The following is a 23,770-nucleotide window of genomic DNA, read 5'->3' on the forward strand; positions in this document are numbered from 1 at the left end:
TACCTTACCTTATTTCTTTTAATAATTTAAATTTAATAACGTTAAACAAAATAATTAAAGATACTATATTAGATATTAAAAATATTAATGAACTTGTTATTAATATATTATAGATATTCAACGATTGATATCCGTAATTATGAGCAAATGTAGTATTTATTAATGTTATGGTTAGTTTTGAAACTATCAATCCCAAAATAATTCCGAGTACAGATATTTTTGTTATTTTCCCAAACACCTCTTTGTACACATCTATATTTTTAGCACCTAATACTTTCATTATAGCAATTTTGGGTTTTATATTTTGAGCAAAGAAATATGAAAATAAAATTAAATTGATAATCCCTAATAAAACCCCATAAACATTATCTTTTAAAATTGATACATTTCTAAATAAATACTTTATAACAGATACATGTGGTATATCTTTCATTAAAAATTTAAGTTCACTAAAATTTGAAATATTTAATTTATCTAATTGATTGACGCCCACTAATAGATTAAATTGTTTATATTTATTATCAATAAAATAGAGTGATTTTATTGGAACTATGCTTACTTCTTTAAGGAATTCAGAATCCCTCATAATTCCAACAACCTCATAGTTTTCATCGAAGACTTTAATATATGATTTATCATCTACTTTAACCACATATTTTTTAAGGTTATTACCTATTATAGCTATTTTTTTATTGCTACATTTTTCTTCCTGCGTAAAATTTCTGCCCTCTATAATATCATACTTTTCAATATTAAATCCTTTAGTAACACCTATAATACGGTTTACTATAAAATCATCACCTACTTGAAAGTTTGTGATTAGTTGAGCAGTTGTTATATTGTCTACACCTTTACTTTCTAGAAGGTCAACAACATTAGCTCCAGTAATTTCTTTGCCTTTGGTTTTTAGCGATAACATATTATAGTCCTTATTAAAATTATTTTTTTCTACAACTACTCTATAACTTCTATAACTTGAACTAATTATTATGCTAAAAGAAAAGGCAGATATAAAAAAACCTAAAATTAAAAAAAATTCAATATTACTAATTCTTAAAAATTTTCTCATCGCATTCTCCATTATTTAGGTAGCAAAAGTAAAAAACTTTTACTACCTATACTAATTTACATGTCGCCTACATACAAATTTAGATATCTCCATGGGTCTTTAGTAGGTGTTGTACTGTGCATGCTTCCCCACCAATCTGGTCTTCTAGCAGTACCTGCACACCATGCCTTAGGATAACCAGTATTATTGTTCCAACTTTCTGATAATGTTACGCCGTCAGCAGATGCGTAAATTTTTACAACTACTTTTTTATTATTTCGTGAGTTATTAATTGTACTTGCATTTGCGGTATTTCTAGTTCCAGAACTATACAATTGCCCTTTAATTTCTGTATTAGTACCTGGGTAATACCAATTCTTAAGTTCAGCTTTAACCACAGTAGCAGGTAATAATAACATTGCAGTAGCTAAAAGAATGGATAGTTTTCTTTTCAATTCTATTCACCCCCTTCTAAAATAAACTAATTATTAATAATCAATTACAATTGTACAATTAAATTACATTAATGTCAATATTATAAAGGCTAACAACCACTGTAACTATTCAATCATTTTAAATAATTACTATTTTTAACAAGTTTGTTAATATAATTATATTACAAGATATTACTTTAATGTATTTAAATCGTTAAATATTACTATATTTTACAAAATAAAAAAACACCTTACTTTCAAATTTCTATAGTCAGTAAGGTGCTAATATTAAATTTATGCACACTAAAAAGAGGTGATACACCTCTTTTAGCGAAGCTTTTCAGGCTAAAGTTGGATTAATTGCATTTACTGTAAATACTGATTCTATACAACTTAAAGCATTTTTGCCTTGTTTCCTTAGAGTAGATACATATCCGCGAATCCTAGTAAAAGCATTGGCTCCCGTAGAACTTCTGAATGTTCCTGAAATCTTTTGTTTTACTTTAGCCATATGCAAATCACGTTGGGCTAAGTTATTACCAAAAGGTATATCAAAGTCATACATGAAAGCAAGTATTTGTTCTTTATAGCTACTTAATCCCCCGCCGCTGGTCTCTATCCCACATTATTTGTGGATCAGGGACTAAAGACTGGGGATTAATACTAAGTTTATTTTTCAATATAGTTTTTAACAAATTTTATTACCATATTTATAGTTCCATCTCCATTTCTTTGGATTTCAAACCTGCTATCATCTCCATATGTTTCTTCATTAATATATAAATCTATATCCTTATCTATTTTAAGTCTAACCCTTTTTAATTTTTTTTCTACCCACTGTTTATCAACTTTTATTTCATCTTCTACACCTAATTCTTTTACAAATCCCTTGAAGTTTTCTCTAACTTCTGGTTCTAGAAATAATTCATCACTTATGGCATTTACATCTACCACATCTCCGTTTTTTACCCTTTTTTTTATGGTAGTTCTCACTTTTTCAGCTACATCTGCATTTTCACTTAAATTATTTCTAGTCCATTTTTCCGCAGCATTCAAAAAATTTTTTGTCATATCCCTTTCATTATTTATTATAAAGCAGCCTAAATAATTATTTATAAAGTAATTAGAGCCATACTCTTCTTTATCCTTGGTCTTTTTCTGTTTATCCAAAACCATTAAATCTACTTCATTATCCTCATTCAATAATTTTATAAAAGCAGCCTTTTGAATTTTTTGACCACTGGTTGGAAGTCCTGTAAGCTGAGCTACTATATCTATATCAAATTTTCCATCCTTAAACTCTACCTTATGGGAATAATTTTTTATATAGTCCATTTTAAGAATACCTAGCATAGGTCCATATTCTGTGGATATACTCACTACAATAAGATCACAAGAAGGTATATTTCCATTAGATTTCATAAGAGAAAACATTTGATTAGCTAATTCCTTTGAAACCTCTAAAAGACTATTCTCCCCTTTTAAATATTCCTGGGACAAATCTTTTATAACATTTCTATTTTGTTTAAAAGAAGCATATTTTAACTCTTCATCCTTAAATACCTTTTGAACATGCTTTAATAGAAATTCATATATTTCATCATTTATAGTTAACACACGTTCATTTAATAATGGCTCATCTCCATTGTTATCCAATACATGTATTATGCCTTCATTTATAGCTATATCATTTACGTATTCCATATTTACCACCCTTTTTCACTAAACTTCACATTAATACAAATAAAAAACTGTAGCATAACTTCTAATTTTTATTTACAATTTTAGTAGTTATGATTTATACCGTATTTTTTCTCATTTATGGCTATAATAATAAAAAGTATACTTTATGTAAAAACTTATACATAAGTACACTTGCTCTAAAAAAATAATATCATAACATTAGTATGTTTACAAATTGAGTTGTTTAATCTAAAAAAATATGAAATAATGTAAATTACACTATTTATATTCAGTATACATATAAACGCATGATAATTAATTTATATATTTAACATGTAAAAATAAAAAGGAGCAATATTATGAAAAACATAAAATTAACCATTCAATATGATGGAACTAAATATCAAGGTTGGCAGAGACTTGGAAGTACCTGCAATACCATACAAGAAAAGATGGAAAGCATTCTAAATTTATTTACTAAAGAAAAAGTAGAACTTATATGCTCAGGGAGAACCGATGCAGGAGTGCATGCAGAAAATGCCATAGCAAACTTTAAAACAAATTGCACCGCCTCCACAGAAGATATTTTTCACTATTGCAATACATATATGCCAAAGGACATAGTAGTAAAAAAAGTGGAAGAAGTAGATGAAAACTTTCATTCTAGGTATAATGCAAAGGCAAAAATATATACATATAAAATATGCAATAATGTATTTCATGATGTATTTACAAGAAAGTATTCTTATCATATTCCTACTAAATTAAACATTAATAAAATGAGAGAAGGAGCTTCTTTTTTAATAGGTGAGCATGATTTTAAATCTTTTACAGCACTAAAATCTAAAAAGAAATCTACTGTTAGAAAGATTTATTCCATTGACATAATGGAGGTAGATGGAAATATAGATATGATTTTTCATGGAAATGGCTTTCTATACAAAATGGTTAGGATACTATCTGGCACACTTATAGAAATAGGTCTTGGAAACATATCCCCTAATTCCATACCTGATTTATTATCCCTAAAAGACCGCAGCGAGTCTGGCCCTACAGCCCCAGCTCATGGACTTTTTTTAACTAGGGTAATTTATTAAATAAGAATTGCAACATAAATGCCATAAGAAAATTCTACTTTTAATTTTATAATAAATATTAAGTTTTTAATTTCAATAACAAAGAGCTAATATTTGTATAAATATGTATATTATATTACATTCATGATATAATTAGTATAAAATAAGTTATAAATTAATGTTGAGGTGATTTTATGAAAAAACTAAATAATTATCACTCATTTGGTTTGATTTTTATTGCAATTTACTTATTTACAAATCATAATTCTATCTTACCTGATATCTTAAACGGTTTTTGCTTAGGTATTGGTATTGTACTTACATTAATAGGTATATATGCTTATAATCATGACATCTCTAAAATTAGAAATTATAAAATGACTCTTCTAAAAAAATATTTAAGATTTAATAAGGACTAAAATAAAGACTCTAATTTTACAACATATAAAATTAGAGTCTTTGCTTTTTCATTAAATTTTTTCATAATATAATGAAAAAAATTAACCTTAATTCTCAATTATCCCTGGCACGCTAGCCAACTAGCCCACTAGCCCACTAGCCCACTAAATTTTACACCTCTAGCACATTAGGCCTCTATATAAACTGTGGCAATTGTTCTACTCTTTATCATTCCATTCTATTTTAAGGAATTCATCATTGTAGTAGATTTACTTTTAGCTTGTTGAACTTCATTATCTTGAGCATCTTTAGTTGGATACCAGCCTTTTTGTCTCATAGCATCGTAAACTTTATATTGAATATCTTGTGTACGACTAAAATTGTCTACTAATACATTTCTTAAATTTGGGCATGAGGATTCAGTTATTCCAGTACTATAAGCTGATATAACTTGCTTTTCTGTAGCAAGTATATCTTGCATTAATTCTTGCTCTGTAAATGATGGTTGATTTGTCATTTAATATCATCCTTTCTTAATTTATATTTTTACTTTTTAAATACCTCTAATTCAAACAAATTACTATTTGAAAAAACTCACAAAATATCTTTAATAGATACGCTCTATTTTTCTCCGAGAATAAATTATAAAATATATAAACTTATCCTAAAATTTAATTATGAGAATCTAAATAATTCTTTAGTGCTGTAAAGTTATTTTTGTGTACTCCTGCACCTTGCTGGCAAACTTGCTTTAAATTTGCATCTGTACAGTATTCAGCGTATTGACTGCATTTTTTGTTCATTAAAGCTTCATAAGCTAGTTGATCTTCTAATGTCTTTAAATTTCTAGCATCTATTTGTTTATTTCCTGTGTTCATAGTATTCATAAAATTCACCCTCCTATAAATTTATTTGTAACTACATTTATTATTGTTTCCTTATATGAACATAAATATTTGAGAAACTTAATTCAATTGTGGTTAATTTTTCACTATGATATAATATTTTAGTAGCAAGGAGTGATGTTTTTGAAAGAAATGGAAATTAGAATTATAAATATAGATGTAGATACTATGCGAAATAAATTACTCTCTTTAGGTTGCGCTAAAGTAAAAGAAGAAAATCAAACAAATTTAATCTATGATTTCCCAGATAAAAAACTTTTAAATAATAAAGGTTATGCTAGAATAAGAATTGTAGAGGATTTAATAAAAAATAAAACTACAAATTATATGACAGTAAAAAAGTTATTAAGTTGCGAAAAATACAAAATAATGGAAGAGCATGAAACAGAAATTTTAAGTAGTGAGGATGGCAAAAATATTTTAGAATCCCTTGGCTTATGCTTAATACAAGGAATTAAAAAATATAGAGAAAGCTATAAATTTAAAGATACCCTTATTGAAATAGATATCAATCAAAAGGATTTTTGTCCCTTTCCATATATTGAAATTGAAAGCTGCTATGAAAATCAGCTAAAGGAAGTAGTGTCACTTTTAGGTTATACCATGGAAGATACTACTTCAAAAACCATATATGAAATATTAAAAGATAAAGGAGTTACAAAAGGATTATAATGTTTGGATATGTTACTCCCTGCATTCCAGAGTTAAAGGTTAAAGAATATTATAAATTCAAATCTTACTACTGTGGATTGTGTAAAAGTATTAAAACTAACTATGGAAATTTACCTAGATTTTCTTTAAATTATGATATGACATTTTTAGCTATACTTATTCATTCTTTAAGTAATAATGATGGTTCTTTTAAGAAATGCTTTTGTCCTGTACATCCTTTAAAGAAAAACTTAATAATGGAAAATAACCCCGAATTAGATTATGCTTCTTTTTGCAATGTGATTTTGTTCTATTATAAGCTTTTAGACGATTTTAATGATGATAAAAGTATAAAAAGTAAAATACTCAGTGGTTTTTTAACTCCTTATTTAAAGAACCTGCCCAGAGAGCTTCAAAATGTACAAGCTGCTATTGAAATTAAATTAAAAAATCTTTATGTTATGGAAAATTCCATAAATAAATATAATTTAGATGAGTACTCTCATAATTTTGCTGACCTTACAGGATTCCTTTTAAGTAATTATTTTTCTGGAGAAAACTTTCAGGATAATTTATATTGGTTGGGATATAATTTAGGAAAATGGATATATATAATCGATGCTTTTGATGATTTAGAAGATGATATGAAAAAACATAAATTTAATCCTATAAATAACTATTTAAATACAGAACAAAAATCTTTTATAGATTTTTCCCAAGAAATTGAAGGAAGGATAGATTTTACATTAGTTTCTTGCGCCAATAATTGCCTCATGCACATGGGAAAATTACCTATAAATAAAAATAAAACCTTACTAGAAAATATACTTATGTTTGGCTTAATGGAAAAAATGGATAAAGTTTTTAAAAGGAGTGACGTTAACTATGAGCAATCCCTATGAAGTTTTAGGAATAAGTGAAAATTCTTCTTTAGATGATATTAAAAGATCCTATAGAGAGTTAGCTAAAAAATATCATCCAGATCAATATGAAAATAATCCTTTAAGAGAATTAGCAGAAACTAAAATGAGAGAAATTAATGAAGCCTATGATTATTTAATAAAAAATCATAACAATGGACGTAACAATAATAATTATAGTAGTAACAATAGCTATAGTAGTAATAGTGATTATTCCGACAATATGGCATATCAGTACATAAGAATGGATATTCAAAATAATAACTTAAGAGAAGCAGAAGCTAAACTAAACAGAGTTATGAATAGAAATGCAGAATGGAATTACTTAATGGGTGTGCTTTATATGAAAAAAGGATGGTATGACCAAGGCTTAACACATTTAACTAATGCTTATAATTTAGAACCTAATAACGCCGAATACAGAGATGCTTACAATCAAATACAAAGGATGAATAATTCTTATAGGCAAAATTATAGAACTAGAAATAATTCTGATAATGACATGTGCAGATTATGTTTTGGACTTTGGTGTGCTGACTCATGTTGTGAGTGCTGTGGAGGAGATTTAATTTCTTGTTGTTAGGAGATGGTTACTATGAGTAAAGCCTCTTACGCCGCCAAGGGAGGCTTATTTGCAGCTTTAAGTATTTTACTTATTTATTTAAGTACTATTATTTACACAAATAGGTTATTTTTTCTTGGAGCCGCTTCATTAATTATTCCTTTATGCATATTGATGCTAGATATTAAATATGCACTGCTTGTATACCTAGTTTCTTCAATAGTTAGTTTATGGCTTTTGGGTCCTCGAGGTACTGTAGTGGCATACACACTATTTTTTGGCATATATGGAATAATAAAATTTTATATTGAAAAACTTAGAAATATGCCTTTGGAAATTGTCTTGAAGCTTTTAACATTTAATATTTTTTTAATTGCTGTATATACTCTTTTTAAATTTATTTTTATGGAAAGTATAGCTTCAAACTATCTAAAATATAAATATATAATATTTTTTGTTTCCCAATTTGTATTTTTATTTTATGATTATATTCTTACAATATTTATAAGCTATTCAAATAACCGTTTTATAAGAAAATTTAAATAATTTCTATTGACAATATTAGTTTTTTGTATATAATAAATTAGTAATATAGTTTTTAAACTTAATATTTTAAAGCAATGATATGGAATAGTAATATTAGATGCATTTAAAGAGAGCTGTTGGATGGTGCAAAACAGTGATGATATAATATGAACTTGCCTTAGAGCATATCTGTGAAAAACAGATACGGTTAAACCGTTATATTTTAAAGAGAGGTTTTATTATTAAAGCCTAAAAAGAGTGGTACCGCGGATAAATCTTTCGTCTCTTATAGAGATGAAGGATTTTTTTATTTGTAAAAATACAAAAACTTGGACAATAAATAAAAAATAAAGAGGAAGGGAGAGGGTTAAGTTTCTCCGAGTTTTCTTAATCTAGTATATATATGAGCGACTATGGAACAAATATAGACCAAAAATGGCAAAAGAAATGGGAGGAATCCGGCCTCTATAATTTTCATGATAATAGTGATAAGCCTAAATTATATACATTAGAAATGTTTTCCTATCCTTCTGGAAGTAAACTTCATGCTGGTCACTGGTTCAACTATGGTCCCGTAGATTCTTGGGCTAGAATGAAAAGAATGCAGGGATATAACGTATTTCAACCTATGGGATTTGACGCTTTTGGACTTCCTGCTGAAAACTACGCTATAAAAACTGGAATTCATCCAAAAGACTCTACAGATAAAAATATAGAAACTATGGAAACACAATTAAGAGCTATGGGTGCTATGTTTAACTGGGATCATGAAGTGGTAACTTGTAAACCTGATTACTACAAATGGACTCAATGGGTTTTCTTAAAACTTTACGAAAAAGGATTAGCCTATAGGAAAAAGGCGCCTGTAAACTGGTGTCCTAGTTGTAACACAGTTTTAGCTAATGAGCAAGTAGTAGATGGTTGCTGTGAAAGATGCGATACAGAGGTTACTAAAAAGGATTTAACTCAATGGTTCCTTAAAATAACTGACTATGCAGAAGAACTTTTAGAAAAACTAGATGAACTAGATTGGCCTGAAAAGACTAAGGCTATGCAAAAACATTGGATTGGAAAATCCACTGGTGCAGAAGTTACCTTTAAAGTAAAAGACAGCTCCATATCTTTCGATGTATTTACTACTAGAGCTGACACCTTATTTGGAGTTTCTTATGTAGTTTTAGCGCCTGAAAGTCCTTTAGTAGATGAATTAACTAAAGATGAATATAAAGAATCCGTAGAAGACTATAAAATTGCAGCTAAAAAACAATCTGAAATAGAAAGACAATCTATAACAAGAGAAAAAACTGGTGTATTTACTGGTTCTTATGCTATAAACCCTGTTAACGGCAAGGAAGTACCTGTTTGGGTTGGAGATTATGTACTTGCAACTTATGGTACTGGAGCAGTTATGGCAGTGCCCGCTCATGATGATAGAGACTTCGCCTTTGCTACAAAATATAATCTTCCAATAGTTAAGGTTATAGAGGGCGGAAAAGAACTTCCTTTCACCCAATATGGGACTCTCGTAAACAGCGAGGAATTTAACGGTCTTAAATCACAAGAAGCAAAAGAAGCTATAGTTAAAAAACTTGAATCCATAAACTGTGGATGTGGAAAAACTAATTATAGACTTAGAGATTGGCTTGTATCAAGACAAAGATATTGGGGTGCTCCTATTCCTATAGTATATTGTGATAAATGTGGAACTGTAGCAATACCAGAAGATAAACTTCCTGTAGAGCTTCCATACAATGTGGAATTTGCTCCTGATGGGAAATCACCATTAACTAAATGCGATGAATTTATCAACACAACTTGTCCTGTATGTGGAGGCCCTGCAAAACGTGAAGCAGATACTTTAGATACTTTTGTTTGCTCCTCATGGTACTTCCTAAGATACGTGGACAACAACAACTCATCAAAGGCTTTTGATAGCGAAAAAGTTAATAAAATGCTACCAGTTGACATGTATGTAGGAGGTCCTGAACATGCTTGTATGCACCTTCTATATGCTAGATTTGTAACCAAAGCTCTTAGAGACATGGGATATATCAATTTTGATGAACCTTTCAAGGCTTTAAGACATCAAGGACTTATTCTTGGACCTGATGGACAAAAAATGAGTAAATCTAAAGGAAATACCATATCTCCTGATGAATATATAAAAGAGTTTGGTTCAGATGTATTTAGAATGTACTTGATGTTTGGATTTGCTTATGAAGAAGGCGGAGCATGGAGCGATGAAGGTATAAAGGCTGTATCTAAATTTATAGATAGAATAGAAAGAACTCTTGAAAGCTCTATAGATAGAATGAATTCAAAGAAAAAAATTAAAAACTCTATAGATAAAGGAGAAAAGGAACTTAACTATGCAAGACATTATGCTATAAAAAATGTGTCTGAGGATGCTGAAAAGCTTCAATTTAACACATCTATAGCAAGACTTATGGAATTCAATACTTCTCTATCAAAGTACTGCAATGAAGAAGTTATAAACCCTGATTTCTTAAAAGAAACAGTAATAGATTTTATAAAATTACTTGCTCCTTTCGCACCACACTTTGCAGAAGAACAATGGTCACTAATAGGAATGGATTTCTCCGTATTTAACCATTCATGGCCAATATTTAACTCAAAAGCTCTAATTAAGGATGAAATAGAAATAGCTATTCAAATAAATGGCAAAATAAAATCTAAAATAAATATCTCTTCTAACTTAGATGAAGAAAGCATAAAAGAAGCTGCTTTAAGCGATGAAAAAATAAAAGAAAACCTAGAAGGAAAAGAACTTAAAAAAGTTATTGTAATAAAAGGAAGGCTTGTAAATATAGTTGCAAAGTAGTTATTAAGTAATAGTTGATAGTTCAACTTTTGCATATAAATTTAAGGCTTTACATTAAATTTATAAGCGTTTTTAATTTAAAATGTAAAATTGAACTTTGTAGAGTAGCTAAGAGGTAAAAAGTAAGAAGTAAAAGTGAAAAGGTAAGAGGTAATAGGTAAGAGTTTCTTTAAAAAATTCAGCAAAGCTGAATTTTCACCACAACTATTACTCATTACCTATTACTTACAAATTAATTATAAAAAACTCCTTGAGTTTTATCCTTAACTCTTACTTCTTAGCTCTTACTTCTTAACTCTTACTTCTTAGCTCTTACCTCTTAGCTCTTACTTCTTAGCTCTTACCTATTACCTATTACCTATCTGCGAATTTCAAATTATAGTTAATTTCTAAAAGAGCTTTATTCTTCATTTTACATTTTTATTTTATAACTACAAAAGTTGAATTAAATAACCGATAATAAAATAAATCCCCAGTCCCAGCTCCCCATTTATATTGTTGAGTATTTAGAGACTGGAAATTAGGGATTATAATTTTTTTATTTATATCTATCAACTATTTTCTGAGTTAAATTTAAAAGTTCATTTAACTCGTATACTTCTCCTTTTTCTATAAGCCTATCCAATTGCTTTCTATATAAATTAGCCTCACTTACTTTACCTATGGATGTTAAAACCAATATATTATTCATTACATCTGATACTATACTAGATTTTACTTCAAAAAGTCTTTGTGCATCCTTTATCTCTTCTTTTATTTTAGACATTTCCTCATCTAAATTAAAAGCTGCATCTGCTGCACTCTTTAATTTTACTTTTACATCATCTGGTATATCATGTTTATATTTGTAATTCAATGAGTGCTCTATAGTAGCCCAAAAATTCATGGCTAAGGTTCTTATTTGAAGCTCTGCTAATATAATTTTCTGACCTTCGGCCATATTTACAGGATACTTAATTATCACATGATGACTTCTATATCCACTTTGCTTTACATTAGTAACATAGTCCTTCTCATAAACAATCTCCATATCTTTTCTACTTCTTACTAGTTCCACAACCTTTTCTATATCGTCTACAAATTGACACATTATCCTTATGCCAGCTATATCTTCCATCTCATATTCTATTCTCTCTAGCGGTATATTAAATTTATTAGCTTTCTCAAGTATACTGGATATTTCTTTTACCCTCCCTGTTACAAATTCAATAGGAGAATACTCGTTCCTTTTTCTATACTCTCTTCTTACACTCCTAAATTTAACTTTCAGTTCCTCAACTGCTTGAAAATATGGTATTAAGAATCCACTCCATTGTATTATCGCCATATGCTCTTCATCCTTTTCTATGGTATTTTTATACCCTTTATTTATTGTAATTCTAACTCTTAATAACTAATCCCTATATTCAAAAAATATATATTTATAATATTATTATTTATTGGTGACTAGTTTTTTTATCATTTATAGTTATCTATACTCTATTATACCAAAATATTATACAAGTGATAATTATATGTTATAATATTTTTATGAATTGTGTGAGGTGATAACTTGAATGATAATATATTTTCTGGTTTAGAAAAGCTAGGTTTCAACGATATAAAGAATGTAAGCTTATATTATATTGACAGTGAGAAAGAAAATAAAAATCATATGGAAAAGGATGGTACTAATAAATTAAATTTTTTATATCAAAAAGACATCACCTGTCCAATTTGTAATACTAAGTTTAAAGAAAAGGCAGTAAAAACCTCTGCTTATGTTATGGATACAAAAGACAGTGATTTTTTTATAAGATATAGATTCATAAATCCTTACTTCTATGATGTATGGGTTTGCCCTTGTTGTGGATATTCAGCCATGAAATCAGATTTTTTGAAAATAAAAAATCATGAAAAGACCTTAATAAAAGAAAAGATTTCATCTAAATGAAAAAAAAGACAATATCCTGAAGAATATGATATAAACATAGCCATTGAAAGATATAAATTAGCTCTATTAAATTATTATGTAAGAGAAACTGTTTCTAGTAAAAAGGCTATGACTTGCTTAAAATTATCTTGGATGTATAGGTTAAAAAATGATGGTAAAAATGAAACTGAATTTTTAAACCAAGCTCTTACTGGTTTTGAAGATGCCTTTTATAAAGAGTGCTTACCCATATATGGTATGGATAGATATACTACAATGTATTTAATTGGGGAACTTAACAGAAGAATTGGCAATAAAGAAAAGGCTTTGTTATGGTTTAGCAAAGTTATAACTCATCCAGGTGTAAGATTTAAATTAAAAGAACTTGCAAGAGATCAAAGAGATTTAATAAAATCTTTAAATAGTTAGGGGGATACTTATGTTTAAACATTCTAGAAAAAGTAAAAATTTAAATACCAATGAAGATTTATTCAATAATACAAATTCAAATAATGATGATATATCTATAAATAAATCTGAATTTTTGAATTTATATAATATTTTTAAGAACTCATTAGATAGTATAATCAATCCATTTAACCAGCTAATTTCTAATAATAGTAATATAGCTAATTGTTTTGATGAAATAACTAGTCTTTCATCATCACACACAACTAATGTAAAAAATACTTTAGCCACTATAAATGATTTTAATGTTCATATGGAAGATGTAGCTTTCAAGATTAATAATGCCCATGCTAAAGTAATAGATGCCAATTCTGCTGCAGATAATGGCATAAAAAATTTAAATACCCTTGATTCTTCCCTAGATGAACTACAAGAGGCTTTTAATAGTTCTTCTGTTATAGTTAATGATTTGGTAGCAAAAATAGATTCTGTAAACATTATAACAGATTCTATAAGTCAAATTGCTAATCAAACCAATTTATTAGCTCTAAATGCAGCCATTGAAGCAGCAAGAGCCGGTGAAGCTGGAAGAGGTTTCTCCGTAGTAGCAGATGAAGTTAGAAAATTAGCTGAGAATTCAAAAGAAGCTGTTGAAAACATAACAAAAATATTAGAAAAGATAAAAATTGACATACTAAATACCTCATCAGCAGTATCTAATGGTCAATCAGCCTTAACTTTTCAAACTGAAACTATAGCAAATACCAAAAACTCTTTTACAGATATTAAATCTTCAATTGATGAGACTATATGTGAAATAAACAATAGTATAAATACTTTAGTAGAAGCTTCTTCTACAACTAATACTCTAATAAATAATATAGATACTTTAAATTCAGACATGGTAAATAATGATTCCTTATGCTCTAATGTCTCTACAAGTTTAGAAGAACAAAACTCATATATAAACACTTTAAATTCCTCTATAGACAAATTGCATTCTACAGAAAATAAATTTAAAAATTTCATAGATTAGATATAAAAGAGCATAGATTATTTTTTATACAATAATCTATGCTCCTCTACTACTATAATCCCTAATATAAAATTTTAATCTAATATCTTTATAGGCTTAAAATCTAAATAATCTGCTGAAGTAACAATATACTCTATGCCCTCTATATTTCCTTGAAAAAGCCTTTTTAAAGCTGGGCCATGTATATGCCCATATATGACCTTTTCAACATCATACTCCTTAAGCAAATCTATAATTTCTGTGTTTTGAAATTTATCATTAGTAGGTGGATAATGTAGCATTACGATAATCTTTTGAAATCCCCCTTTTTTAGCACTGTCTAAAGATAATTTCAATCTTATTAATTCTCTATTATATATTTTTTTATTATGTTCTGTAGAGTTATCTCCAAAAGGTATTACCCATCCTCGAGTCCCACAAATAGCATATTCTTTATAAGAGAAGTGATTATTTTGTATAAAATTCATCTCTTCATATAGATTATTAAGTTTAGTTATACTCGTCCACCAATAATCATGGTTCCCCTTGACAAATATTTTTCTTCCTGGCAACGAATCAACCCACTGTAACTCTTTAATTCCCTCTTCCATATTCATGGACCATGATATATCTCCTGCTATTAAAATTGTATCTTCTTCTTTTATCTTATCCATCCAATTATTTTTTATTTTTTCATCATGGTCTCTCCAGTTATCCCCAAAGATGTCCATAGGTTTATCTGCACTTAAAGACAAATGCAAATCTGATAAAGCATATAATGCCATATTTATAACTCCTTTATTATTTTATTGATGAGTCTACATCCATTACATAAGCTATTACTTTTGCCACTGTATCGTATAATTCATAGGGTATGCTGCTACCTACATCTACATTCAATAGTAAATTGGCTAATTCTTCATTATACACTATTGGCACATTATTTTCATTAGCCTTTTCCAGTATTTTATCAGCTATTTCCCCCATGCCTGCTGCTGTAACTATAGGAGCATCATAATTTGTATCATATTTTAACGCTGCAGCTTTATTATTCTTATCCATAACTTTCTCCATTCTACATTACACTTTAACATTTAATTTATTTAATCCACAATCTCCAAAAAACTCTCTGCAATTAGATAAATTAAATTCCTCTTCTTTTTCACTTACCTTTATATAAATATTATAAAGGCTATCACTTAGCATTTCCAATAATTTATCTTTATTTTTTTCTACCATTTTAACCCAATTACGTTGGCATTTTATTTCTACATTCATTATAGAGTTATCTACCCTAATAAATGTATCCACCACTCCCATATTTATAGTTTTAATTGAAGTAGCTATTTTCACATTTTTAGTGTCTATAACTTTTCCCTTTTCTCTTCCATCTTTTATTACTAATTTACAAGGGTACACATTGTCCCTTATATTTATTGGCAAATCTAAATAATAATATTCATTACTTAAGGAATTAAATATTTTAAAATTACTAATATTATCCTTAAGCATTTCCATTACTTTAGGATAATTCTTTGAATCTGACTTTATAATATTATCTAACAAATCTTTTATTATATTCTTCATTTCATTTGTTTTAAGTTCTACTTGATTTTTAACTTCCTTGTGTAACTCCTTCCAACTAGTATCTTTCACCATATTTTCAGAAGTATTTTTAATTCTATTTTCACCATTTTTCTCAATACTATCTTTACTATTGTTATCTATACTTTTTTCTATATTTTTAGTATTATCTTCAGTATTTTTACTGTTATTTTCTATATTTTTACTGATACTATCTAAATTTTTACTGCTATTTTCTAAATTTTCATTGCTATTCTCTATATTTTTTTCAGTACTAATCTGTATATTATCTTCAATGTTTTTTTCAGTGACATTTTGGATGTTGTTTTTAGTATTATTTTTTATACTATTTTCAGCGGAAGCTGTTTTCTCTTGTAATTTATACTCCATATTATCACTTTTTGTTTCTACCTGCACAGTTTCCTTTAAACTTTTTAATAATTTTTGTTCATAACTATCTTCAGTTGTACTCAAACTTTCCTTCAAACCTTTTGATTGTAACCCTTTTAGTAATGTAAAAATATCTTTTGACCCTTTAAATACATTTACAAAACCATCTATATTTTCTTTTGAGATATCTATATTATTTTCATATAATATTAAAATATCTTCTAAATCTAGTTTTTCAAGTGAATTAAAAAATCCCTTTAATAAATTTTTTATCTCATTACCTTCTGTGGAATCTAATGTTATACCCTTACTAGATATATATTTATATATGAAATTATCCACATACTCCTCATTGTGTATCTTTTGCATGAGCTTATCCATATTCTTTACATAAGATATATTTTCTTTAGTTAAAGGGATTTCATGTTTTATCATTTCCTTTAAAATACTATAATCTTCTTTACTTAAATTCATATTACTATTCTTTAAAAATTCCTCAATACCATCATTGTGTCCATGATGAGATATTTGTTCTTGTATTAATTTTAATATAAGTTGGCCATCTTCGAATCCATCCACTTGAAACTTAACTAATCCATTAGGCATGTAATCTAAAGGGTTTTTTAGTTTAGCAGGGAACTTCCAACCATCTAAAAGTTTAAGTAAAATATCTTCTTCTCCTATATCTACAATTCTAGCTAAAAACTTCTCTCCCAATTCAAAAGTTAATTTTTCACGATTTCTTTTAGTGTTTACCTGATATACTCCTGGTATGTTTCTTATTTCTGGCATTCAAACTCCCCCCCAAAAACTCCTTTCTTCTATTATCGTATAATTCACAAAAATAAAGAGCCAAAAGTTTTTTAACTTTTAACTCTTCATTCCGTAAATTAGTGTCAAGTAACCAATCCTTAATCTCCAGAACCTATTTTTACATACTTTCTATTTACACAATTATGTTTTAAATGCTAAAGCCACATTTAGAAATTAAATTCCAAGGATAAATATCAATTTTCATATTTATTTAAACTATAACCTAACATCTAATTATAGTGTTTATTGGAGATTAGTTACTACAGATTTAGATTTTATTTAAGCTGAAGCTTATAGAATTTTTTCTTTCCTCTTTTAACTAATGCAGAACCATCTTCAAAGAAATTTTCTTCTAACTTTCTATTAACATCAGTTATTTTTTCTTCATTTATTGTTAATCCACCTTGTTGTATAAGCCTTCTTCCTTCTGATTTAGATGGGACTATCCCACCTTCCACTATTACCTCTAGTAAAGAAGAACCTATTTTATCTCTTTCAACTTCCACTGTTGGCACATTATCCATCTTATTTCCTGCACCAAATAAAGCTTCTGCTGCTTCTTGAGCCTTTTTAGCTTCATCTTCACCATGTACTAGCTTTGTAACTTCATAAGCCAATACTTTCTTAGCTTCATTAATTTGTGCATCTTTTAAAGCTCCTAGTCTTCTAACTTCTTCCATAGGAACAAAAGTTAGAAGAGCAAGGCATTTTTCTACATCCGCATCATTTACATTTCTCCAATATTGATAGAAGTCATAAGGAGAAGTTTTCTTAGGGTCTAGCCATAAAGCTCCTTTGGCTGTTTTACCCATTTTGTTTCCTTCGCTATTAGTCAAAAGAGCACAAGTCATAGCATAAACTTGTTTTGATTCTTTTCTTCTAACTAAATCAATACCTGCTAACATGTTAGACCATTGGTCATCTCCACCTAATTCCATAGTACAATTGTACTTTTTATTAAGTTCAAGGAAATCATATCCTTGCATAAGCATATAGTTAAATTCTAAAAATGAAAGTCCCTTTTCCAATCTCTGTTTGAAACATTCTGCTGTAAGCATCTTATTTACAGAGAAGCAAGAGCCTATATCTCTTATAAAATCTATATAATTTAGATTTAAAAGCCATTCTGCATTATTTACAAGTATAGCTTTATCATCAGTAAAGTCTATAAATCTTTTCATCTGTTCCTTTATGCAACTAACATTATGATCTATAATTTCCTTTGTCATCATTTGTCTCATATCAGTTCTACCTGAAGGGTCTCCAATCATAGCAGTACCCCCACCAACTAGTGCTATAGGTCTATGTCCTGCCCTTTGCATATGAGCCATAAACATAAGAGCTATGAAATGTCCTACATGAAGACTATCTGCTGTAGGATCGAATCCTATGTAAAATGTAATTTTTTCTTTACCTAAAATATCCTTTATTTCATCGTGAGTGGTTTGTTTTATATAACCACGTTCTGATAGAATATCATAAACATTACTCATGGCTAATTCCTCCCTATAAACTTAAAATAAAACTCCCCTTTATTTAAAAGGGGAGACGTTAATCTATTAATAAAATTATTATATCATTTTAGAAATCTTTTAACAACAGCAATTAAGCTGTAAGAAATACATATAGGTATATAAAATGCCTTTATGCTATATATTTTTTTACAAACTCAGGCACATTCTTCTCTACTTCATTAATGTTTATATAGAAATCTACTTCATACCTCTCTGATAAGTCTTCTAAATAGTAAAATAAATGTGCCGCATCCTGAAGACCTTCTTTTACAATATTCCCTAGACCATCTACAAAAACAGTCTCAATATCGTAGTCTTCTGACAAAATGCCGCACAAGAAACCATAAAAACTCTTATAATCTTTTAAAACAAAATCATCTGTAGAAATAAATCTAATACTGCTCTTAAGTTCACAACTTGGTCTAAAATCATCATCAATGTAAACTAAATTTCCCTTGCTAGTTAATGCCTTTTCATTAGCTAGTCTTATAAGCTCCTTTGTTTTACCTGAACCTTTTTCACCACAAAAAACACAAATCATTTTAAATCAACCCCTTACTCTAATATTTAGGTGCTGTTTTATATATTATATAATATTCAGAATATTTTTGCAATATTAATTGTTAATATTATTTTTTATATTTTTAATTCCAGGATATACAATTTTAAAAGTATTTCCAGCTGGTGAATTGATAAATAATACCTTGCCATACTTTTTAAATGCCCTCTTAATCTTAGTAAAACCAGTGCCTCCATGATTAAATCTTTTCTTTTGATCAATAGTTATTAATTTTTCATATATCCACATATTCCTTTTAACATAATTAGGTGATTGAATACTTTTTCCTCTAATTAAAACTCCCGGACTACATAAAACCACACTATTATAATTGATTATAATTTCTATCTCCCTAGAAAAAATAGTATAATCCCTATAGAGCACAGCATTTTTAACTCCCTCTAAAAGAGCATAAGTAGGATAACTTTGTGGCAAAATATCATAGAGTTTTTCTTCTACTTCGTCAAGCATTTCTAAAAGTTCACCTTTTACTATAAAGACCTCCCCAACAGCCTTATTTATTCTATTTACTATTCTTATAACATTTTGAGGAAGAAAAATATTGTTTATTTTCGAAAATACTAAAAGCCCCCCTAAAGTAACACAATATTCATTGGTATCTCTGTCTCTATTTATAATAGAAGTACTTTCCATTAATGCATATTTATTTTCATCATTTAACTCTATACCTGTATACTTAAAATACTTATTAATAAGTTCCATGTCTAAAACTTCCGGACTACTTTTAATTATAGAACAAAGTTCACTATTTAAATTCATATTATTTTCAAAGGAAGAGACTAACTCATCTTTTCTCATAATGTCTGTAGTGGAACCTCTTCTTATATAAAAAGCTCCATTATCTCTAACCTGATATGGTTTTTGTTCACCATAATATATTGCTATTATAGCTAAATTTTTGCCATTATACTTCATTTTCTCTACAGATATTGGTATAGGCGGATCACATCTAGAACTTACCACCTGCTGTATTTGTTCCTCCACCACATCTTCAGAATTTATCCCTATTATATTTTTAGTCTTATCCTCTACTCCAATTACAATATACCCTCTTCCCCCTTGAGAATTGGCAATAGCACATACATCTTTAACCAGTTCCTTTTTACCTGTATCAGTGTTTATATCTAAGCTTTGTTTAAAATCTAGTTTAGGTCCCTCTTGTCTTTTTAACAGATTTTCCAGCTTCCTTTTATCCAAAATTATCACTCCAAAACATTCTTGTAATACTATTTTATTATTCCTATTTTATAATATTTCATTATATAATATTTTATCAGAATTTTTATTAAACTTACAACACAAGAATATTGTGATGTAATACATTGAAAAAAATCTGATTTTAATTCCGTAATAAATGTGTAATTTTGGACTATTCACAATACGCCAAGGACTTCTAAATGTCCCACAGTTAAAGCCCCTAAAGCTTTCAAACTCACTCGTTCCTCGTTCAAACATGAAAGCTTCTTAACGGGTCTTTAATTGTGAGACATAAGAAGTTCTAAGGCTAGTTCAATAGTCCCAAATTCCACATTTATTACTACATTAAAATCAGATTTTTAGTTTAATATGTATGTGGTTTAAGAGGAGAAGCCTACTAAAGAAGTATGATTTTCCTCCGCTTCGCTATGGAAAATTTTTAATTTATAAAAAAAAGTATTCATGATATTTTTTTAAGCGTAGCTGTTCGTTTAATCCCCAGTCACCAAATAGTTTAATAGTAATTCTTTATTTTTAAGTAGTAAATACTAGGTATTATATGGTAAATTTTAGAAATGAAAAAACACTCATATTATTTTTTTAGGCGAAGCCTTTCGTTTAATCCTAAGTTCCCGGTTATTAATAATATCTTGACTAATTGGAAGATATAATTAGTTACTTTCATTAGAAACTAATAAATAACCAATTATTAAAATATTCAATAAAATTCAATATTTTTTGCCATAAGGCATTAACTTGTATAAATCTTAGCTTTTGTATTTACACTGGCTGCCGTTAATAAAAGATTTTTAAAGCCCTAAAAGAAAAACTATAACTATTCCATTTAATGAAATAGTTATAGCTTTTTTTTTGCTATCTCATTTATTTAATTAAAGATTTTCCGTAACATAGTGGAGGAAAATCATCCTTCAGTAGGCTATCTCCCCCATAAGTAATGTACGTATGAACCGAAAAATCTGTCTTTAAGGTAACAATAAATATAGTTTTTTAGACTATTGAGCTAGCCTTAGAAATTCTTTGTTTTCAAATTTCAATACCCGTTAAGAAGCTTTCATGTTTGAGCGCCGTTAGAAGCGAGTTTGAAAGCTTTAGGGTATTGAAATTTGAAAACATTAGAATTTCTTGGCGTATTGCGAACAGTCTTAAAAAATATATTTATTGTGGACTTAAAGACAGATTTTTCTTATGACACTTGCTTCGCAATTTATGCTTACTATTCGCTCTTAGCTATGGCTGACAAAACTAACCCTTTGTTGTGCTCTAAGGCCCAGCTTATTCCCCAATCTGTTTGGAAAAGTAATAAATTTCTTCCTTTTAAATCTTCTACTACCTTTGTATCACTGGTTACACTTATACTGGACACTTCTCCAATCCACTTTTCAATCCATCTTATATTTCTAAATGGAAGTCTTTCTAGTTTAACATCTACATTGTATTCATTTTTTAGTCTATACTCTAAAACTTCAAACTGGAGAACTCCTACAACTCCTACTATAAGTTCTTCTGCACCTATATGTGGTTCCCTAAAGACCTGTATAGCTCCCTCTTGAGAAATTTGTGTTATTCCCTTTACAAACTGTTTTCTCTTCATAGTATCTACTGGTCTAACCCTAGCAAAATGTTCTGGTGCAAATACAGGTATTCCTTCAAATTTAAACTTTTTAGAAGCTTCACATAGAGTATCTCCTATTCTAAATATACCTGGATCAAATACTCCTATTATATCTCCTGCATATGCCTCTTCCACAATTTCTCTCTCTTGAGCCAAAAACTGCTGTGGTTGTGATAATTTAATTTTATTTTTTCCCTGTACGTGATAAACCTCCATGCCTTTTTCAAATTTTCCTGAACATATTCTCATAAATGCAATTCTATCCCTGTGAGCTTTATTCATATTAGCTTGTATTTTAAATACAAAAGCTGAGAATTCTTTATCAAATGCATCTATTTCACCCACATCTGACATTCTTGAAAGTGGTGGTGTAGTTATATTTAGGAAGTCCTCTAAAAAAGTCTGTACTCCAAAATTTGTAATAGCACTTCCGAAAAATACTGGAGTAAGAGAACCTTTTTTTACTTTCTCCATATCAAAATCTTCTCCGGCCATATCTAAAAGCTCTATATCTTCCATTAACTTATTATATAAATCCTCTCCTATAAATTCCTTTGTAGCCTCATCCTCTAAGTACATTTCACTTATCTCTGCTTTACTTTGACCGTGGTTTCCACCTTTAAATACCTTTATTACTCTTTTTTCTCTGTCATATATACCTTTAAAGTTTAAACCACATCCTATTGGCCAGTTCATTGGATAAGATTTTATTCCTAATTCATTTTCTAATTCATCCATTAATTCAAAAGGATCCTTAGTTTCTCTATCCATCTTATTTACAAAAGTAAATATAGGAATTTCTCTTATACTACATACATGAAATAACTTTCTTGTTTGTGCCTCTACACCTTTAGCTCCGTCTAAAACCATTACTGCATTATCTGCTGCCATTAATGTTCTATATGTATCCTCACTAAAATCTTGGTGGCCTGGAGTATCTAGTATGTTTATACAATTTCCTTCGTAATTAAATTGCATTACTGATGAAGTTACAGAAATACCTCTTTGTTTTTCTATTTCCATCCAATCAGAAACAGCATGTTTAGATGTTTTTCTAGCTTTTACTGAACCGGCCATTCTTATAGCTCCGCCGTATAACAATAATTTTTCTGTCAGTGTTGTTTTTCCTGCATCTGGGTGAGATATTATAGCAAAAGTTCTTCTTCTCTCTATTTCTTTTCTTAAATCTGGCAATATTCTCTCCTCTTTCTTTGTATATATTCTAATTAAAAAGGTCTGTAAATACAGACCTTAATGCTATTTACTATTATTTATTATTCTTTAAACTCTAAATGTGCTTTTTAAGTAACAACTTATATTATATCAAATAAGAAAGAAGTTTTTCAATAGCATAAATAGAGTTCTTTGGTTTTAAATGGTTCTTTAGCCCTATATTATTGAATAAATATATTATATTTGCAAATAATAATTCTGTGTAGTATTAGAACTTAAAACTTTATTTATATGGAGGAATGAAAGTTGAATTTTTTACGCTGGTTAGGCAGTATAATACTCTTATTTTGGATAATAGCTTTAATATTTAAGATTGGTGGGTACTTAATAAATTTACTCTTAGCTTTAGCTATAGTAATTTTTATATTAGATGCTCTATTGAATAGAAAAAAATCATATAAATAAACTGCTAGTGTCAATATATATACTAGCAGTTATTAGGACAT

Annotated in this window: 22 protein-coding genes, 1 pseudogene and 1 other annotated feature; of the genes and pseudogenes, 9 read left to right on the forward strand and 14 right to left on the reverse strand. The window is 28.5% G+C overall.

Annotated elements, in window-relative coordinates; all coding sequences use genetic code 11:
* Window positions 1-4: 4 nt before the first annotated feature.
* The 4 genes from C1715_RS01300 to C1715_RS01315 all read right to left on the reverse strand — a co-directional run bounded on the left by C1715_RS01300 (window position 5) and on the right by C1715_RS01315 (window position 3,186).
* A complete protein-coding gene (locus C1715_RS01300) occupies window positions 5-1,069 on the reverse strand; it encodes an ABC transporter permease (RefSeq protein WP_207654956.1) in 1,065 nt (354 codons plus the stop codon).
* Window positions 1,070-1,125: 56 nt separating this feature from the next.
* Window positions 1,126-1,503 (reverse strand): hypothetical protein, encoded by a 378-nt coding sequence (locus tag C1715_RS01305; protein WP_102398881.1) that lies wholly within the window; start codon window positions 1,501-1,503, stop codon window positions 1,126-1,128.
* A 319-nt stretch (window positions 1,504-1,822) separates the two neighbouring features.
* Window positions 1,823-2,101: an IS66 family transposase gene (locus tag C1715_RS01310; RefSeq protein WP_423240817.1), complete on the reverse strand. Its 279-nt coding sequence runs from the start codon at window positions 2,099-2,101 to the stop codon at window positions 1,823-1,825.
* A 50-nt stretch (window positions 2,102-2,151) separates the two neighbouring features.
* Window positions 2,152-3,186: a nucleoid-associated protein gene (locus C1715_RS01315; protein WP_102398882.1), complete on the reverse strand. Its 1,035-nt coding sequence runs from the start codon at window positions 3,184-3,186 to the stop codon at window positions 2,152-2,154.
* 338 nt (window positions 3,187-3,524) lie between these two features.
* Between C1715_RS01315 and truA the strand changes: the two genes are divergently transcribed.
* Complete coding sequence (truA, locus tag C1715_RS01320) at window positions 3,525-4,262, forward strand: tRNA pseudouridine(38-40) synthase TruA (RefSeq protein ID WP_102398883.1); 738 nt, start codon at window positions 3,525-3,527, stop codon at window positions 4,260-4,262.
* Between the two features lie 616 nt (window positions 4,263-4,878).
* Here truA and C1715_RS01330 read toward each other — a convergent pair.
* Window positions 4,879-5,157 carry a spore coat protein gene (locus tag C1715_RS01330; RefSeq protein WP_102398885.1) on the reverse strand — a complete coding sequence of 93 codons (279 nt, stop codon included), beginning with the start codon at window positions 5,155-5,157 and terminating at the stop codon, window positions 4,879-4,881.
* Between the two features lie 154 nt (window positions 5,158-5,311).
* A complete protein-coding gene (locus tag C1715_RS01335) occupies window positions 5,312-5,527 on the reverse strand; it encodes a hypothetical protein (RefSeq protein ID WP_102398886.1) in 216 nt (71 codons plus the stop codon).
* Between the two features lie 141 nt (window positions 5,528-5,668).
* Between C1715_RS01335 and C1715_RS01340 the strand changes: the two genes are divergently transcribed.
* The 5 genes from C1715_RS01340 to leuS all read left to right on the forward strand — a co-directional run bounded on the left by C1715_RS01340 (window position 5,669) and on the right by leuS (window position 11,045).
* Complete coding sequence (locus C1715_RS01340) at window positions 5,669-6,217, forward strand: class IV adenylate cyclase (RefSeq protein ID WP_102398887.1); 549 nt, start codon at window positions 5,669-5,671, stop codon at window positions 6,215-6,217.
* Window positions 6,217-7,098, forward strand: coding sequence for a DUF5685 family protein (locus tag C1715_RS01345; protein WP_102398888.1), 882 nt, complete (start codon window positions 6,217-6,219; stop codon window positions 7,096-7,098). Before C1715_RS01340 ends, C1715_RS01345 begins: the two co-directional genes overlap by 1 nt.
* Window positions 7,082-7,699 carry a DnaJ domain-containing protein gene (locus C1715_RS01350; RefSeq protein ID WP_102398889.1) on the forward strand — a complete coding sequence of 206 codons (618 nt, stop codon included), beginning with the start codon at window positions 7,082-7,084 and terminating at the stop codon, window positions 7,697-7,699. The genes C1715_RS01345 and C1715_RS01350 overlap by 17 nt, the downstream gene beginning before the upstream one ends.
* A gap of 12 nt (window positions 7,700-7,711) precedes the next feature.
* The gene (locus C1715_RS01355) at window positions 7,712-8,224 is read left to right on the forward strand and encodes a hypothetical protein (protein WP_102398890.1); all 513 of its coding nucleotides are present in this window, start codon (window positions 7,712-7,714) and stop codon (window positions 8,222-8,224) included.
* Between the two features lie 65 nt (window positions 8,225-8,289).
* Window positions 8,290-8,493 (forward strand) — a binding site (T-box leader).
* A 113-nt stretch (window positions 8,494-8,606) separates the two neighbouring features.
* Window positions 8,607-11,045 carry a leucine--tRNA ligase gene (gene leuS / locus C1715_RS01360; RefSeq protein ID WP_102398891.1) on the forward strand — a complete coding sequence of 813 codons (2,439 nt, stop codon included), beginning with the start codon at window positions 8,607-8,609 and terminating at the stop codon, window positions 11,043-11,045.
* 538 nt (window positions 11,046-11,583) lie between these two features.
* Here leuS and yjbM read toward each other — a convergent pair.
* Complete coding sequence (yjbM, locus tag C1715_RS01365) at window positions 11,584-12,372, reverse strand: GTP diphosphokinase (protein ID WP_102398892.1); 789 nt, start codon at window positions 12,370-12,372, stop codon at window positions 11,584-11,586.
* Window positions 12,373-12,699: 327 nt separating this feature from the next.
* On the opposite strand from yjbM, the pseudogene C1715_RS01370 reads away from it, so the two are divergent.
* Together C1715_RS01370 and C1715_RS01375 are read left to right on the forward strand one after the other, a co-directional pair.
* A pseudogene (locus tag C1715_RS01370) lies at window positions 12,700-13,386 on the forward strand (DUF2225 domain-containing protein).
* Between the two features lie 10 nt (window positions 13,387-13,396).
* A complete protein-coding gene (locus C1715_RS01375; RefSeq protein ID WP_102398893.1) occupies window positions 13,397-14,401 on the forward strand; it encodes a methyl-accepting chemotaxis protein in 1,005 nt (334 codons plus the stop codon).
* Window positions 14,402-14,475: 74 nt separating this feature from the next.
* Here C1715_RS01375 and C1715_RS01380 read toward each other — a convergent pair whose 3' ends face one another.
* From C1715_RS01380 to C1715_RS01410, 7 genes are all read right to left on the reverse strand, one after another.
* Window positions 14,476-15,165 carry a metallophosphoesterase gene (locus C1715_RS01380; protein ID WP_102398894.1) on the reverse strand — a complete coding sequence of 230 codons (690 nt, stop codon included), beginning with the start codon at window positions 15,163-15,165 and terminating at the stop codon, window positions 14,476-14,478.
* Between the two features lie 16 nt (window positions 15,166-15,181).
* A complete protein-coding gene (locus C1715_RS01385; protein ID WP_102398895.1) occupies window positions 15,182-15,442 on the reverse strand; it encodes an EscU/YscU/HrcU family type III secretion system export apparatus switch protein in 261 nt (86 codons plus the stop codon).
* An 18-nt stretch (window positions 15,443-15,460) separates the two neighbouring features.
* Window positions 15,461-17,146: a ring-infected erythrocyte surface antigen domain-containing protein gene (locus tag C1715_RS01390; RefSeq protein ID WP_102398896.1), complete on the reverse strand. Its 1,686-nt coding sequence runs from the start codon at window positions 17,144-17,146 to the stop codon at window positions 15,461-15,463.
* A gap of 296 nt (window positions 17,147-17,442) precedes the next feature.
* Window positions 17,443-18,660, reverse strand: coding sequence for a tyrosine--tRNA ligase (gene tyrS / locus C1715_RS01395; protein ID WP_102398897.1), 1,218 nt, complete (start codon window positions 18,658-18,660; stop codon window positions 17,443-17,445).
* A 151-nt stretch (window positions 18,661-18,811) separates the two neighbouring features.
* The gene (locus tag C1715_RS01400) at window positions 18,812-19,222 is read right to left on the reverse strand and encodes a hypothetical protein (RefSeq protein ID WP_102398898.1); all 411 of its coding nucleotides are present in this window, start codon (window positions 19,220-19,222) and stop codon (window positions 18,812-18,814) included.
* A 75-nt stretch (window positions 19,223-19,297) separates the two neighbouring features.
* Window positions 19,298-20,458, reverse strand: coding sequence for an AlbA family DNA-binding domain-containing protein (locus tag C1715_RS01405; RefSeq protein ID WP_102398899.1), 1,161 nt, complete (start codon window positions 20,456-20,458; stop codon window positions 19,298-19,300).
* A gap of 1,234 nt (window positions 20,459-21,692) precedes the next feature.
* Window positions 21,693-23,285 (reverse strand): peptide chain release factor 3, encoded by a 1,593-nt coding sequence (locus C1715_RS01410; RefSeq protein WP_102398900.1) that lies wholly within the window; start codon window positions 23,283-23,285, stop codon window positions 21,693-21,695.
* A 285-nt stretch (window positions 23,286-23,570) separates the two neighbouring features.
* Between C1715_RS01410 and C1715_RS19220 the strand changes: the two genes are divergently transcribed.
* On the forward strand, window positions 23,571-23,729 hold the full coding sequence (locus tag C1715_RS19220) for a DUF5670 family protein (RefSeq protein ID WP_180963957.1): 159 nt from the start codon (window positions 23,571-23,573) through the stop codon (window positions 23,727-23,729).
* Window positions 23,730-23,770 lie beyond the last annotated feature (41 nt).

It is taken from the genome of Haloimpatiens massiliensis, assembly GCF_900184255.1.
GTDB classification, from domain to species: Bacteria; Bacillota; Clostridia; order Clostridiales; family Clostridiaceae; genus Haloimpatiens; species Haloimpatiens massiliensis.

Excerpts from the sequence above, each read along its gene's own strand:
- truA (WP_102398883.1), top strand. The coding sequence starts at position 3,525 with ATGAAAAACATAAAATTAACCATTCAATATGATGGAACTAAATATCAA.
- C1715_RS01375 (WP_102398893.1), top strand. The coding sequence starts at position 13,397 with ATGTTTAAACATTCTAGAAAAAGTAAAAATTTAAATACCAATGAAGAT.
- C1715_RS01345 (WP_102398888.1), top strand. The coding sequence starts at position 6,217 with ATGTTTGGATATGTTACTCCCTGCATTCCAGAGTTAAAGGTTAAAGAA.
- C1715_RS01355 (WP_102398890.1), top strand. The coding sequence starts at position 7,712 with ATGAGTAAAGCCTCTTACGCCGCCAAGGGAGGCTTATTTGCAGCTTTA.
- C1715_RS01390 (WP_102398896.1), bottom strand. The coding sequence starts at position 17,146 with ATGCCAGAAATAAGAAACATACCAGGAGTATATCAGGTAAACACTAAA.
- yjbM (WP_102398892.1), bottom strand. The coding sequence starts at position 12,372 with ATGGCGATAATACAATGGAGTGGATTCTTAATACCATATTTTCAAGCA.
- C1715_RS01330 (WP_102398885.1), bottom strand. The coding sequence starts at position 5,157 with ATGACAAATCAACCATCATTTACAGAGCAAGAATTAATGCAAGATATA.
- C1715_RS01315 (WP_102398882.1), bottom strand. The coding sequence starts at position 3,186 with ATGGAATACGTAAATGATATAGCTATAAATGAAGGCATAATACATGTA.
- tyrS (WP_102398897.1), bottom strand. The coding sequence starts at position 18,660 with ATGAGTAATGTTTATGATATTCTATCAGAACGTGGTTATATAAAACAA.
- leuS (WP_102398891.1), top strand. The coding sequence starts at position 8,607 with ATGAGCGACTATGGAACAAATATAGACCAAAAATGGCAAAAGAAATGG.
- C1715_RS01400 (WP_102398898.1), bottom strand. The coding sequence starts at position 19,222 with ATGATTTGTGTTTTTTGTGGTGAAAAAGGTTCAGGTAAAACAAAGGAG.
- C1715_RS01380 (WP_102398894.1), bottom strand. The coding sequence starts at position 15,165 with ATGGCATTATATGCTTTATCAGATTTGCATTTGTCTTTAAGTGCAGAT.
- C1715_RS01300 (WP_207654956.1), bottom strand. The coding sequence starts at position 1,069 with ATGAGAAAATTTTTAAGAATTAGTAATATTGAATTTTTTTTAATTTTA.
- C1715_RS01350 (WP_102398889.1), top strand. The coding sequence starts at position 7,082 with ATGAGCAATCCCTATGAAGTTTTAGGAATAAGTGAAAATTCTTCTTTA.
- C1715_RS01385 (WP_102398895.1), bottom strand. The coding sequence starts at position 15,442 with ATGGATAAGAATAATAAAGCTGCAGCGTTAAAATATGATACAAATTAT.
- C1715_RS01335 (WP_102398886.1), bottom strand. The coding sequence starts at position 5,527 with ATGAATACTATGAACACAGGAAATAAACAAATAGATGCTAGAAATTTA.